The organism is Pseudoalteromonas sp. A3 (assembly GCF_025942345.1).
Lineage (GTDB): Bacteria > Pseudomonadota > Gammaproteobacteria > Enterobacterales > Alteromonadaceae > Pseudoalteromonas > Pseudoalteromonas atlantica.
The window spans coordinates 245,924-259,345 of the sequence record NZ_JAPCKL010000003.1 but is presented as its reverse complement, the minus strand read 5'-3'; the positions used below and the strand labels follow the sequence as shown (position 1 = coordinate 259,345).

Below are 13,422 nucleotides of genomic sequence, written 5' to 3'. Positions count from 1 at the left end.
TTGTTACCGTTACGCACCTTTGTTAATTAGTGCATATGCGAAGTGTTTTAGCTTAAGTAAAAAGCAAGGGCTGCTAATAAATGCTCGGCTTCTTGGCCTTCGCCATTAATCCAAATACTTTCGCTGTAGTGTTCAAAATTTAAATTAAAGGTTTGCTGTTGATAGCTAAAGCGCAATTGATGACGGTCAGCACCCCCTGCGTAGTCAATAACTGTTATTTCATCGGCGTGTAAAAACAGCGTGCTCCACAGCTCAAAGTCTTCATCGTGTGGGGCTTCTACCGGGCTTATAACAATGCATTTATGGGCGTGATTGTATTCAATTTGGGTCATAGTTTACTTAATTGCTAGCAAGGTAATTACGAATGGCCGTTAAAAATTCGCCGCCATATTTATTGAGTTTGGTAAAGCCAACGCCCGACACCTTTAAAAATTCGCTGTCGTTGGTGGGCATTAATTGCGCCATTTCGGCTAAGGTTTTATCGTTAAATACAACGTACGGCGGTACATCGTCGGCATCAGCGAGTTCTTTACGCAGAGCCCGTAAGCGGGCAAATAGTTTTTTGTCGTAGTTAAACTGCGCCAGTTTATCTTGGTATACGTGTTTAGCTTGTAAGCGCGGCTCGGCAAGCTGTAGAGCGTATTCACTTTTAAGTACAGCGCGTGCTGCTTCGGTTAAGCGCAGCGAGGCACCTTGGGTAATATCTTGGCTTAACAAGCCTTGGTGTATAAGTTGGCGTAATATACTGAGCCAAAATTCACTGCTTTTGTCTTTGCCTATGCCATAGGTGCTGAGTTCGTGGTGGTTGTTGTCGCGTATACGGCTGGTATTAGCCCCGCGTAATAATTCTACAATATAGCCTAAGCCAAAACGCTGCCCAGCTCGATACACACACGAAAGTGCTTGTTGCGCTACTAATGTGCCATCAAAGCTTTTTGGTGGGTTAATGCAAATATCACAGTTGCCACATTGCTCGCGTTTATACTCGCTAAAGTAGTTTAATAGTATTTGCCGGCGGCATGTTTGCGCCTCGGCAAAGCTGGCCATGGCATTAAAGCGTTGTTCTTCTACGCGGCGGCGTTGTTCATCGTCTATGTCTTCAAAAAAGCGCCTAACGCGGCCTATATCGGCGGGATCAAAATACATAATGGCTTCTGCGGCTAAGCCATCACGCCCAGCGCGGCCAGTTTCTTGATAGTAGGCTTCAATACTTTTTGGAATATCGTAATGCAGAACAAAACGCACATTTGGTTTATTTATGCCCATACCAAAGGCAACGGTCGCAACGACTATTTGAATATCATCGCGGGCAAATCCGGTTTGCACAAATTGGCGCTGTTCGTTGCTCATGCCGGCATGGTACGCGGCGGCATTTAAACCTGCATCAGCGAGTTTTTCGGCAATGTCATCAACGCGCTTACGGCTAGTGCAGTAAATAATACCACTTTGATTTTTTTGCTCTTTTAAATAGCGCAGTAGTTGCGCCATGGGCTTGAACTTTTCTTCGATGGTGTAACGAATATTCGGTCTGTCGAAGCTGCCGGTATGTATATAGGGCTGTTGTAATTTTAATTGCTCAACTATATCAAAGCGGGTCGCTTTATCGGCCGTGGCGGTCAGTGCCATCATAGGTACATGGGGAAAGCGCTGCTTAAGCTCATTTAATCTAAAGTAATGAGGTCTAAAGTCATGCCCCCAATGCGATACACAATGTGCTTCGTCAATTGCAAATAAGCTGATATTTAAGTGGCTGAGTCGCTCAGTAAATTCATGCTGAAGCACTTTTTCAGGGGCAACATACAGTAATTTTATTAGCCCTTGGTGCAATTGTTGGTACACTAATTGTTGCTCTTCGCGAGCCAGGCTATTATTAATGTAAGCGGCTTTAACACCTAATGCTTGCAGTTGCGTTACTTGGTCTTGCATGAGCGAGATAAGCGGTGAAATTACCACAGTAACCCCTTCGAGCACTAACGCTGGTACTTGGTAACACACTGATTTACCGCCGCCTGTAGGCAGTAGTACCAAAGAGTCTTGGCCATTAATGGCCGCGTCGATCACCGCTTTTTGGCCATCACGAAACTCGCTGTAGCCAAACACTTGTTTAAGAACCGTGTCGGGCTTGCGGACCAATGTGCTAGGTGTAGGGGTTAGAGTATTCATCGGCGGCTATTTTAGTGGTTTTTTTATAGGATGTCTTTAGCTTAGAGGTAAATGATTTAATTAGTGCCTCGTGGTTTTGCTTCAGGTATGCTTAACTCATCGTACCAGTGTTAATTTAAACATAGAGAATAATAATGAATAAAGAAATGTTAATTGAACAAGTTGGCGCACTGTTTGTAAATGGCATGCCATTTAATCAGTTTTTAAATATCTCTGTAGAGTCGCTCAGCCCTGAGCAAGCTAAAATTACCTTTCCTTGGCAGGATGTATTTATAGGCAACCCTGCGCAAAAAATTCTTCACGGCGGTATTATATCGGCGGTGCTCGATAATGTGGGCGGCATGCTTGCAGCAGCCAGTGTTATTGATAAATTAACCGACCTCGATATCCCTAGCGTACAGCAAAAGCTGGCTACCTTAGGCACTATTGATTTGCGCACAGATTATTTGCGCCCTGGCAAAGGGGAGACATTTACAGCCAGTGCTACTTTGATCCGCTCAGGTAATAAAGTGTGTGTATGTAGAATGGAGCTGCACAACGAAAAGGCAATCCAAATCGCCTTTGGTACAGGTACGTATTTAGTAGGTTAAAGCTGCTAATTACGAACGGCTAAAATAAAAAGCTTTGCCTTGCGCTGAGCTTTAGTTACCGCAAAATAAATCACTTAATAGCGCGAATTGGTATAAACTGTCGGCCTTTTAGTATGAATAAGTAGTATGTATGTCGATTGCAAACGAGCAGCGTAAAGGCGGTATTTTTGCCTGTTTAGCTTTTTTAATGTGGGGCTTAGCGCCTATTTATTTCAAACAAATACAGCATGTTTCTGCCTTTGAAATTTTAACTCACCGTGTTGTCTGGTCTGTGGTTTTTTTAGTGCTTGTGGTCAGTGTGCTTAAATACTGGGATAAGGTTAAGCGCATAGTTGCCCAGCCAAAAATTATTTTAATGTTAGTACTTACCTCTTCTATATTGGGCTTTAATTGGGGGCTGTTTATTTGGGCGGTTAATAATAACCATATGCTCGATGCCAGTTTAGGGTATTACATAAACCCATTACTTAATGTGCTGTTGGGCATGCTATTTTTAGGCGAGCGGCTGCGAAAGTTACAAGGGTTTGCAGTGTTTTTAGCCTTTGCGGGCGTAGTATTGCAATTGGTCAGTTTTGGCTCGTTTCCGGTGGTGGCGTTTTCGCTTGCCACGTCTTTTGCTATTTATGGCTTACTGCGTAAAAAGTTACCTGTTGAAGCGCTGCCAGGCATTTTACTCGAAGCCCTAATTTTACTGCCGGTTGCATTAATTTACTGGTGGGTAATGGCACCAACGCCTACTTCCGACTTAGCCCTAAACGATTGGCATACCAATGCGCTGTTAATTAGTGCCGGTATTATTACTACGTTGCCGCTGCTTTGCTTTACCGGAGCGGCCAAGCGTTTGCAGTACACAACATTGGGCTTTTTTCAGTACATAGGGCCAAGTTTAATGTTTATGCTTGCTGTGGTGTTTTACGATGAAGTATTTGATGCAGAGCGGGTGATTACGTTTGCCTGTATTTGGAGTGCACTGGCTATATTTACTTGGGACTCTTATCATCAATCGCGTAAGCGTAAAAAAGCGGCTGTAACGGCCGCCGAAGTTTAATACCTATGCGCAATAATAGTTTAAGCAAGTTGCTATAAAGCAGCGTTAAGGTTTAGCTTATTACTTTATTACGGCCGGTTTCTTTTGCATCATACAGCTTTAAATCGGCCTGTTTAAGTAACTCATCTATTTGGTAAATAGGGCCGCTTGCAAAACCAATAGAAATTGTAAATTTAATTTTTTCTTGGCTAAACTCTTGGCTATTAAGCTCTATAAATTGCCTAAATCCTTCAAGGCGTTTTAGCGCTTGCGCTGTGGTTGCATCAGTAAAGTAAACGGCAAATTCTTCACCGCCTAAGCGAGCGACTAGCTGCTTTTCAAAGTACTTTTTAAAACACACCGCTAACCCTTTGAGAACCTCATCGCCTGAATCGTGACCGTATGTATCGTTAATCGATTTAAAATGGTCTATATCAAGCATGGCGAGTGCACCATCTTGATTCGATTTTTTTAAATACTTGAGTGATTTGCTCGACTCTTCAAAAAAGTAGCGTCGATTAGGCAGATTCGTTAAGTAGTCAGTATTTGCTTGGCGTCTAATTGTTGCGATTTGCTCAAGCATGTCGACGTTTTGACTTAGTCGGCAGTAAAACTCTTCGCTGTTAAAGGGTTTATGGAGGTAGTCGTTGGCACCATTTTTTAAAAATAGGCTCGATAATGCTGACGAGTCAGCACCTGAAATACCGATAATGGCTTTTTCATCATTACTGTAAAGCCGGCGAATTTCGGCGCATAGCTCATCACCATTCATGTTTGGCATTTCGTTATCGGTAATAATAACAGACACGTCTTTTTGGCTTTCAAGTACCTCTAGCGCATCTTTGCCGTCCTTTGCTTCGAGTATTTGATACTTATGGCGCTTTAGTAAACTGCAAATGTATCTACGGGTAGAGGTTGAGTCGTCGACGACCAACACTTTTACGTTCTCGTTACGTGGTAAACGGCTTAGTTGTTTTTCTAGGTATTGGTAAGCCTGTTTGTTTTCTTTGATTATGTAATCAATTATTGGGTATTTTTCTACCGTGTCGCGAGTTTGTTTATCTATGTTGCCTGTCATTACTATGGTGGGAATGTCGGCATTAATAGTATACGGAATCGCCTCACCGGCAGGAGCATCGGGAAGGATAAAATCAACAACAGCGCAAAAGTAGCTATTGTGTTTTATTAGCTCTTTTGTTGCCGCTAAAGACTCGGCTATATCTACTTCGTAACCTGCTTTAAGCGCGATATGCTTTTGCACACGCGCTATAGTAGGCGTATCTTCAACTATGAGTATTTTTCGCGTCACGTAACAACCTTGTTTGATATTTTGCAAAAGTATTTGCTTATACAAGTTGTAACTGTTAAAACGCAAAAAAGCAAATATCTTAGAGGCTTATACGCTATCTGATTCGCTATAATCGTCTTGGCTTATTGGTACCGGCCCTGACATTTTTGAACGGCCAAAAAGTGTATGAAACTTGGTTTTACAGGTTGTTAGTTTTAAATATTTAACCCAGGCTTTTTCGATTGGGTTTGTAGGTTCTTTACTGCCACAAACTACGTCAACAAATTGCTCTTGTAGCGTATTTTGGGGTGCTAAAGTTTTATTATAAAGCCCTTTTAGTACAACGCCGTGTTGCTCTAATATGCTGGCTTCTAATAAGGTGAAGTTTCCGCTGCGGCTAAACCCGCGAGGAAAGTTTTGATCATCATAAAATTGACGTTGGCTAACAAACGCTTGGCGAAGTAGTGAAATATCGTTGCTCATAACTGTATCCTCATACCCTGTTTATTGCTGGAGTATGATGCAAGTTTGACAATTTATTAAACAAGTTATTTTTATCGTGAGGATAAAAAATTGGATATAGATTTATTAAAAACATTTGTAGAGGTTGTGCGCACGCGTCACTTTGGTAAAGCGGCTGAAAACCTGTATATCACTCAATCGGCAGTAAGCTTTCGAATTCGCCAGTTAGAGCAGGGGTTGGGTGTAAACTTGTTTATTCGCCAGCGTAACAATATTCAATTAACGGCGCCAGGAGAGCGATTGCTTCCGCACGCTAAAATGATCATCACCGGCATGCAGCGTGCCAAAGTCGATGTGGCACTTGCCGATAACATGCACAAGCAAATAAGTTTAGCGGGTACGCCTAATATATGGGATGCGTTTTTACAATTTGGCATTACTAATATTGTGTCGGCTATGCCTGGGGTGTCGTTGGTCGCAGAGGTTAAAGCCCAACAAGAAAGCACGCGGTTATTATTAGAGCGTACGCTTGATTTAGCCATTTTATTTGACCCCCCTAAAGTAGACGAGCTTGTGGTTGAGCGAATTTGCGAGCTGCCAATTATTCCGGTTAGTGGCTATGACACGGCCACTAACGAGAACTTTTTTGATAACCAATATGTATACGTTGATTGGGGTACTACGTTTTCACTATGGCATGCGCGCCAATTTACCGGTAAAACGCCGCCTTATTTTAGAACCAGTACGGGACGTATTGCACTTGACTTAATTCTTCAGTGTGGTGGTAGCGCGTTTATTCCTGAGGTACTTGTTGAGTCTCACCTAGAAAAGGGGGAGCTGTTTCATGTAAAAGACGTAGAACATACTTCGCGTGATATTTTTGTGGCTTACCACAGAGACAACGAGCAAAAAGAGTTAATAGAAACCCTGATTAACTTATTACCTAAAATAAATGCTTATCAGCCTGTTGATGAACACTAAATACCGACTATGATTTTTAATGAGGTTGAATAGGTACAATTTTGTTTATTAAATATTCATGTCGGTTTGTTTTCAGAATTTAGACACTTTTATTAAAATAAAAAGACAAAAATGTTTCCTTTGTAATATATCTGTCATTTAACGGTGACAAACTGCAGCTGTTTTAAAAATTAGTCTTGTGATTATCGAGGAAATAACATGAATTTTGTAAAATCGAGCTTATGTGTTGCACTAGTAAGTGGTTTATCTTTTAGCGCGTTTGCAGACGTTGATGTATACGGTAAAGCGAATGTTACTGTGCAATCGTCTGATGATGGCGAAGGGTCTTTCACTGAAATTAAAAGTAATGCATCTCGCTTTGGACTAAAAGGGTCTGAAAAGATTACTGATGGATTAGAAGCGGTTTATAAGTTTGAGTTTCAAGTTGATGTATCTGATGCTGACTCTAAAGGTGATAACGACGACAATATTTCTGCACGTAACCAGTATGTAGGTTTAAAAGGTGCATATGGTCAAGTTGTTGTGGGTCGTAACGATACAGCGCTTAAACAATCGCAAGGTAAGTTAGATTTATTTAATGACCTTGAAGGCGATATTAAAAATGTCTTTAAAGGTGAAAACCGCTTAGGTGATTCAATCACTTATACATCTAAAAGCTACGAAGGCTTTAAAGTACTTGCTACATTTATTGCCGAAGATGACGTAGATGCAGATAACGGTTATTCAATGGCGGTTACCTACGGTGACTCTGCACTTAAAAAGAGTGCGGTTTACGCCTCGGTTGCAGCCGATAGCGAAGTAAATGGCTACGATGTAGTGCGTGCGTCAATTCAAGGTAAAGTAGAGAGCTTTAAATTAGGCGCTATGTACCAAACTCAAGAAAAAGTAGACGGTAGCGCAGAAGCTGACGGCTATTTATTAAACGCAGCCTACAGCATGGGTAAAAACACGTTTAAAGTGCAATACCAAGCAATGGACTTTGATGACAGCGACGACAAAACGGCAGTTTCTGTAGGTGTTGATCATAAGTTTAATAAAAACATTAAAGTATTTGGTTTTTACTCAAGCTTTGATATGGACAACAATGTTGACCAAGACTACGTTGGCCTAGGTATGGAATACAAGTTTTAAGCGTTGCTTAAACACTCCCTTTATTAACCGCGCTCTAATGAGCGCGGTTTTTTTTACTTTAAATTATTTACTTACCCGCCCATAATAGACCCTCATTTGGAATGGGGTGAAATTCCTCAACTATTCCCGTAACTGTAATTAGCACCACGCTTTAAGTCAGATACAAATGAGACATATCAATCAGCATGAGAAGTTCTAGATTGGTATACTTTTTTAACGAGCGGGTAAACTCATTTTTATTGATGCACTAGTCTTTTAGCTGTGTATTAGTGAGTGCACGCTTTCCAAGGACTCACTTTTGCAAACTACATTAGCGCCAAATACACCCTTATTAAACGTTCAAAATGTGTCGTGGGAAGTTGATGATCACGCCATTTTAAACAATATTAATTTACACATAGCTAAGGGTAAGTTTATTGGGTTAATTGGCCCAAATGGGGCGGGTAAGTCGAGCTTACTGCGCTGTTTGTATCGCTTTAATAAACCGACCGCTGGTAACGTTACCTTTAATCAGCAGGATATTTGGCAGCTTAAAAGTGAAGACTACGCAAAATATGTTGCTGTAGTTCTACAAGAAACGCCTGCGCAATTTAACCTAACATTATTTGATGTGGTTGCCCTTGGGCTTACACCTCATAAATCATTATTTAGCGCCACCACCCACAGCGACAAACAAAAAATTACACAGGCAATAAAAACCGTAGGGCTTGAGCAACAGTGTAAGCAAAATTTTGAATCGCTTTCGGGGGGCGAAAAGCAACGTGCATTGATTGCCCGCGCTATAGTGCAGCAACCGCAATTACTCATCATGGATGAGCCAACCAGCCATTTAGATGTTAAATACCAAATACAAGTGATGGAACTGGCAAAATCGCTAGGGGTTACTGTGTTTGCCTCATTTCATGATTTAAATTTAGCAGCCGCTATGTGCGATGAGCTGGTGGTTATTAATAAAGGTAAAATAACACATACAGGTTCGCCTGCGCAGGTACTTAGTGAGGACATGCTAGCGGATGTTTTTGGGGTCTGTGCGCGCGTAACTAGCCACCCTCAGCGCACAGAAAATGGCCAAACTATTCCTCATATTACTTACTTTTATGGCTATTAATTAAATGGATATAACAAAAATAAACCAGTGGACAATATTTATAGCAGCCGTATTAATTGCACTGGTTAGCCTTTTTAGCGCACTGAGCTTTGGCGCCGCAGATACGCCGTTAAGTGATGTGCTCACAGGGGTTTTATCAGCAGGGGAGGGCTCGTTTAACGCGCGTATTATTTATGAGCTTAGGTTACCTCGTACCTTACTTGCCTTTATGGCGGGCGCAGGTTTGGCTATTGCAGGGCTTATTTTACAAACGGTTACTCGTAACCCGCTCGCTGATCCGTATTTATTTGGCATATCCTCAGGCGCATCGTTTGGGGTCGTACTGCTTATGGCTGTTGCGGGTATTAGTACAGGTTTTATGTTATCGGCTGCTGCCTTATTAGGGAGCTTTTTAGCAATGGGCTTATTGATACTTATTGCTGGGCGGCAAAAAAGGTCGCAAGTAGAGTCTATGTTGCTAGCGGGGGTGGCACTGTCGTTTTTATTTAGCGCATTTACAAGTTTATTGCTGTATTGGAGTGACCCGCAAGCAGTGGCTGGTATTTTGTTTTGGACGTTAGGCAGCTTTGCCCGCGCACAATGGGCCACGTTATGGTTGCCATGCGTGGTTATAGTGGTGTGTATTAGCTTTATGTTGAGCTTTAAAAGGCAGTTAAATGCGCTGCTTCTTGGCGATGAAAGCGCGATAACGCTTGGGGTCCGTGTGCACCGTTTTAGAATTTTAATGTTGGTATTGAGCTCGTTAATAACGGCCGTGCTGGTGGCCCTATGTGGCGGTATTGGCTTTGTAGGTTTAATGGTGCCGCACATAGTGCGCTTTTTTATATCTCAGGGCAGTACTGCTGGCTTACTAATTACCAGTTTAGTGGGCGGCACGTTTATGGTGTGGGTTGACGTGCTTTCGCGCTCATTACTTAAAAACCAAGAGCTCCCTGTAGGGGTAATTACAGCAGCCATGGGTAGCGTATTTTTTTTAAGCTTACTCTTTTTTAGAAAAACAAAGGCATAGTGCTGATGAAAACCTTAATGATTCAAGGCACTACGTCAGATGCCGGAAAAAGCACCTTAGTTGCTGCGCTTTGCAGAGTGTTTGCAAAGCGAGGTATAAAGGTCGCGCCTTTTAAACCGCAAAATATGGCGCTTAATAGCGCGGTTACAAAAGAGGGCGGCGAAATAGGCCGTGCGCAAGCTTTGCAAGCCGTAGCCGCTAAAGTAGAGCCTCAAAACGACTTTAATCCCATATTGCTCAAACCCAATAGTGATACGGGGGCACAAGTCATTATACATGGAAAAGCCATTAGTAATATGGAGGCAGGGGCGTATCATAACTATAAACAGGTTGCGATGGATGCAGTGCTTGCCTCGCATACACGCCTAGCAAAGCAGTTTGATTTATTATTGGTTGAGGGCGCAGGCAGCCCCGCAGAAATAAACCTACGCGAGAACGACATTGCCAATATGGGTTACGCAGAAGCGGTAGATTGCCCTGTCATTATTATTGCCGATATAGACAAGGGCGGTGTGTTTGCGCATTTAGTGGGCACACTTGCGTTATTAAGCGAATCCGAGCAAGCGCGCGTAAAAGGCTTTGTTATAAACCGCTTTAGAGGCGATATAAGCTTGCTACAAAGTGGGCTAGATTGGCTTGAGCGCTACACAAAAAAACCAGTGCTTGGAGTGCTGCCTTATTTGCATGATTTAGCACTTGATGCCGAAGATGCTGTAGCAATAGATAACACGGTGACGACTGCCACCATTAATATAGCCGTGCTTTTATTGCCGCATATTAGTAACCATACCGATTTTGATGCATTGCGGCTGCACCCAAATATTAATATAAATTATGTACGCCACACACACGCGATCCCACCGGTTGATCTGATTATTATTCCTGGCAGTAAAAACGTGCTGGGCGATTTAAATTTTGTAAAAAATGAAGGCTGGGATACGCAAATAAAGCGCCACTTACGCTATGGTGGCAAAGTATTGGGTATCTGTGGTGGTATGCAAATGTTGGGGTATACCATAAATGATCCCAACGGAGTCGAGTCGTCATTAAAGCAAGTAACGGGGCTTGCCCTATGCGATTTTGAAACCACACTTAGCACGCAAAAAGTACTCACTAAAGTAACGGCGGCTATGCAGTTAAATGATTTGCAAACACCGTGTAGCGGCTACGAAATTCATGCCGGCATTAGTGAAGGCGCAGCACTTAATAAGCCATTTTTAACGTTTAACGCGCACCCTCATGGATTTGAAAACGATGGTTTTATTAGTGACGACAATGCCATTGCTGGTACTTATTTACACGGCTTGTTTGATGAACCCGCTGCCACACTGCAAATTTTAAAGTGGGTAAAAAGCGATGCAGCCATACAACCTGTGAGTATTGTAGCGCACCGCGAGCAACAACTAGAGCGCTTGGCCACTATGTGCGAGGCGCATTTGAACATACAACACATTATATCGATTTATGAAGGAGATAATAATGACGGATACAAATAACGATAAGCACCAGCAGCGCCAACAAAAAGTAAAAGAGCAGGTAGATGCACGCGTGGCTGCTGCGCAAGATGTTAAAGGGATATTTCAGGTAATTACGGGGAATGGTAAAGGTAAATCTACCTCAGGCTTTGGTGTGGTTGCTCGCTGCGTAGGGCATGGTAAAAAAGCCGCTGTTTGTCAGTTTATTAAAGGCACATGGGAGTGTGGAGAGCGTAATTTATTACAAGGCGCAGGGGTTGAATTTGCCGTTATGAATACCGGTTTTACATGGGATACGCAAAATAAAGAAGCCGACACCGCAGCTGCGCAAGCAACGTGGCAAGAGTCAAAGCGTATGCTTGCAGATAGCAGTATTGATTTAGTATTACTTGATGAGCTTACCTACATGGTGACTTACGGTTATATTGATTTAGATGAGGTAGTAAACGCGCTAAATAATCGCCCTCCCATGCAGTCGGTTATTATTACAGGTCGCGCAGCGCACCGCACGTTAACAGACCTTGCCGATACAGTAAGCGAAGTGCGCAATGTTAAACACGCCTTCGACTCGGGTATAAAAGCACTAGAAGGGTTTGATTACTAATGTATAAAGCGTTTTTTACTGCACTGCTGTTATTGAGTTCAGGGGGCAGTGCCGTGGCCCGTGATACAGCTACGCCAGATAAACTGCGCGTTGTAGCACTTGCACCGCATATAGTAGAAAACCTATTTGCTATAGGTGCGGGGAGCAATATTGTTGGCACTGTTGATTACGCTGATTACCCAAATGAAGCTAAAAGTATTGAGCGCATTGGTGGTTACTATGGTATTTCTCTTGAAAAATTATTAGCGCTAAAACCCGATTTAGTGATTGGTTGGAAAAGCGGTAATCAAAGTGAAGATTTAGAACAAATTAAACGCCTTGGTATAAAAGTACATTTAAGTGATCCCAAAAAAATAGAAGAAGTTGCAAACGAGCTGATTGCTTTTGGAAAATTTACAGGGCGTATTGAGCAAAGCAAGCAAGTAGCAAACGCATTTATTACTAAGCTCAAAAAAATTAAAAAGCAGCAGCAAAGCAAAAAAATATTAACTGGTTTTTATCAATTATGGCCAGAGCCTATGATGACGGTAAGTGAAAACACATGGATAAACCAGCTTATTGAAACATGTCATGTAAGCAATGTATTTGCACACAGCCCAACCGACTACCCGCAAATAAGTATTGAAAACGTGGTGATTAAAAAACCACAGATTATTATTATTCCTGATGAGCAAGCCGATAAGCCACAACCTAAAATTAATTGGCAAAAATGGCCAGAAGTCCCCGCTGTAAAACATAACCAATTTATACGTGTAAATGCCGATTTATTACATCGTTTTACACCGCGCATGCTAGATGGACTGGCAAATATGTGTGATAAAATAGATGCATCACGCAAACAAATTAAGAGTATACAATGAGCGATTGGCCAGCCTTTTTAGAATATGAATTACAGCAACCTTATATGCAGCAAACATTAGATTATGTAGCAAAACGCCGTGTCGAAGGTGTTGCTGTGTACCCACCCAAAGAGCAAGTATTTAGCGCCTTTGAAGCGACAGCCCTTAACAATATTCGCGTAGTTATTTTAGGCCAAGACCCATACCATGGAGAAGGCCAAGCCCATGGCTTATGTTTTTCTGTGTTGCCAGAGGTTAAAAAGTTACCGCCGTCGTTAAAAAATATGTACAAAGAATTGGCAACGGATATTCCCGGTTTTGAAATACCACAACATGGCTACTTACAAAGCTGGGCAGAGCAGGGCGTGTTTTTACTCAATACAGTACTCACGGTTGAGCAAGGCCAAGCGCACTCGCATAAGCATTTAGGGTGGGAGCAATTTACCGATAACGTGATAGCCCATATAAATGCACACTGCAAAGGAGTGGTGTTTATTTTATGGGGCGCTCATGCGCAAAAAAAAGGTAAAAATATTAACAGCGCTCGCCATCATATTTTAAAAGGGCCGCACCCGTCGCCGCTTTCTGCGCATCGTGGTTTTTTTGGCTGTAAGCACTTTTCACAAACAAATGAATTGTTACAAGCCCAAGGCGATACGCCCATTAACTGGCAGGTTTAATTGATATATTAAAAAAGGCTTTCGTATTATGAAAGCCTTTTGCTTAGTTATTGAGTATTAATGCC

14 protein-coding genes are annotated in these 13,422 nt (G+C 42.2%); 10 read left to right on the top strand and 4 right to left on the bottom strand.

Annotated features, from left to right (window positions below; genetic code table 11):
• Positions 1-47: 47 nt before the first annotated feature.
• Together OIZ54_RS07265 and recQ are read right to left on the bottom strand one after the other, a co-directional pair.
• Positions 48-332: a DUF3630 family protein gene (locus OIZ54_RS07265; RefSeq protein WP_264390062.1), complete on the bottom strand. Its 285-nt coding sequence runs from the start codon at positions 330-332 to the stop codon at positions 48-50.
• Between the two features lie 7 nt (positions 333-339).
• A complete protein-coding gene (gene recQ, locus OIZ54_RS07260) occupies positions 340-2,163 on the bottom strand; it encodes a DNA helicase RecQ (RefSeq protein ID WP_004587979.1) in 1,824 nt (607 codons plus the stop codon).
• A gap of 134 nt (positions 2,164-2,297) precedes the next feature.
• Between recQ and OIZ54_RS07255 the strand changes: the two genes are divergently transcribed.
• Positions 2,298-2,753 carry a thioesterase family protein gene (locus OIZ54_RS07255; protein ID WP_264390061.1) on the top strand — a complete coding sequence of 152 codons (456 nt, stop codon included), beginning with the start codon at positions 2,298-2,300 and terminating at the stop codon, positions 2,751-2,753.
• 130 nt (positions 2,754-2,883) lie between these two features.
• Positions 2,884-3,801 (top strand): EamA family transporter RarD, encoded by a 918-nt coding sequence (rarD, locus tag OIZ54_RS07250; protein WP_004587981.1) that lies wholly within the window; start codon positions 2,884-2,886, stop codon positions 3,799-3,801.
• Positions 3,802-3,853: 52 nt separating this feature from the next.
• Here the strand turns inward: rarD and OIZ54_RS07245 are convergent, their stop codons facing one another.
• Positions 3,854-5,089: a response regulator gene (locus OIZ54_RS07245; protein WP_264390060.1), complete on the bottom strand. Its 1,236-nt coding sequence runs from the start codon at positions 5,087-5,089 to the stop codon at positions 3,854-3,856.
• Between the two features lie 87 nt (positions 5,090-5,176).
• The gene (locus OIZ54_RS07240; RefSeq protein WP_004587983.1) at positions 5,177-5,551 is read right to left on the bottom strand and encodes a DUF413 domain-containing protein; all 375 of its coding nucleotides are present in this window, start codon (positions 5,549-5,551) and stop codon (positions 5,177-5,179) included.
• A 90-nt stretch (positions 5,552-5,641) separates the two neighbouring features.
• Here OIZ54_RS07240 and OIZ54_RS07235 point away from each other — a divergent pair, with 90 nt between their 5' ends.
• From OIZ54_RS07235 to ung, 8 genes are all read left to right on the top strand, one after another.
• Positions 5,642-6,511, top strand: a complete 870-nt coding sequence (locus OIZ54_RS07235; protein WP_004587984.1) for a LysR family transcriptional regulator — start codon at positions 5,642-5,644, stop codon at positions 6,509-6,511.
• A 198-nt stretch (positions 6,512-6,709) separates the two neighbouring features.
• A complete protein-coding gene (locus tag OIZ54_RS07230) occupies positions 6,710-7,642 on the top strand; it encodes a porin (RefSeq protein ID WP_054983757.1) in 933 nt (310 codons plus the stop codon).
• A 298-nt stretch (positions 7,643-7,940) separates the two neighbouring features.
• Positions 7,941-8,750, top strand: a complete 810-nt coding sequence (locus tag OIZ54_RS07225; protein WP_024031566.1) for an ABC transporter ATP-binding protein — start codon at positions 7,941-7,943, stop codon at positions 8,748-8,750.
• 4 nt (positions 8,751-8,754) lie between these two features.
• Positions 8,755-9,759: a FecCD family ABC transporter permease gene (locus OIZ54_RS07220; RefSeq protein ID WP_264390059.1), complete on the top strand. Its 1,005-nt coding sequence runs from the start codon at positions 8,755-8,757 to the stop codon at positions 9,757-9,759.
• 5 nt (positions 9,760-9,764) lie between these two features.
• Complete coding sequence (locus OIZ54_RS07215) at positions 9,765-11,255, top strand: cobyric acid synthase (RefSeq protein ID WP_264390058.1); 1,491 nt, start codon at positions 9,765-9,767, stop codon at positions 11,253-11,255.
• Positions 11,239-11,838 carry a cob(I)yrinic acid a,c-diamide adenosyltransferase gene (gene cobO / locus OIZ54_RS07210; RefSeq protein ID WP_004587989.1) on the top strand — a complete coding sequence of 200 codons (600 nt, stop codon included), beginning with the start codon at positions 11,239-11,241 and terminating at the stop codon, positions 11,836-11,838. Before OIZ54_RS07215 ends, cobO begins: the two co-directional genes overlap by 17 nt.
• Positions 11,838-12,698: a cobalamin-binding protein gene (locus OIZ54_RS07205; RefSeq protein WP_264390057.1), complete on the top strand. Its 861-nt coding sequence runs from the start codon at positions 11,838-11,840 to the stop codon at positions 12,696-12,698. Before cobO ends, OIZ54_RS07205 begins: the two co-directional genes overlap by 1 nt.
• Positions 12,695-13,357, top strand: a complete 663-nt coding sequence (gene ung, locus OIZ54_RS07200; protein WP_264390056.1) for a uracil-DNA glycosylase — start codon at positions 12,695-12,697, stop codon at positions 13,355-13,357. The genes OIZ54_RS07205 and ung overlap by 4 nt, the downstream gene beginning before the upstream one ends.
• The last annotated feature ends 65 nt before the right edge of the window (positions 13,358-13,422 follow it).

Bases quoted from the DNA above. Each gene is read 5' to 3' on its own strand.
- OIZ54_RS07230 (WP_054983757.1), top strand. From the start codon at position 6,710: ATGAATTTTGTAAAATCGAGCTTATGTGTTGCACTAGTAAGTGGTTTA.
- OIZ54_RS07215 (WP_264390058.1), top strand. From the start codon at position 9,765: ATGAAAACCTTAATGATTCAAGGCACTACGTCAGATGCCGGAAAAAGC.
- OIZ54_RS07220 (WP_264390059.1), top strand. From the start codon at position 8,755: ATGGATATAACAAAAATAAACCAGTGGACAATATTTATAGCAGCCGTA.
- cobO (WP_004587989.1), top strand. From the start codon at position 11,239: ATGACGGATACAAATAACGATAAGCACCAGCAGCGCCAACAAAAAGTA.
- OIZ54_RS07205 (WP_264390057.1), top strand. From the start codon at position 11,838: ATGTATAAAGCGTTTTTTACTGCACTGCTGTTATTGAGTTCAGGGGGC.
- OIZ54_RS07265 (WP_264390062.1), bottom strand. From the start codon at position 332: ATGACCCAAATTGAATACAATCACGCCCATAAATGCATTGTTATAAGC.
- OIZ54_RS07240 (WP_004587983.1), bottom strand. From the start codon at position 5,551: ATGAGCAACGATATTTCACTACTTCGCCAAGCGTTTGTTAGCCAACGT.
- rarD (WP_004587981.1), top strand. From the start codon at position 2,884: ATGTCGATTGCAAACGAGCAGCGTAAAGGCGGTATTTTTGCCTGTTTA.
- OIZ54_RS07255 (WP_264390061.1), top strand. From the start codon at position 2,298: ATGAATAAAGAAATGTTAATTGAACAAGTTGGCGCACTGTTTGTAAAT.
- ung (WP_264390056.1), top strand. From the start codon at position 12,695: ATGAGCGATTGGCCAGCCTTTTTAGAATATGAATTACAGCAACCTTAT.
- recQ (WP_004587979.1), bottom strand. From the start codon at position 2,163: ATGAATACTCTAACCCCTACACCTAGCACATTGGTCCGCAAGCCCGAC.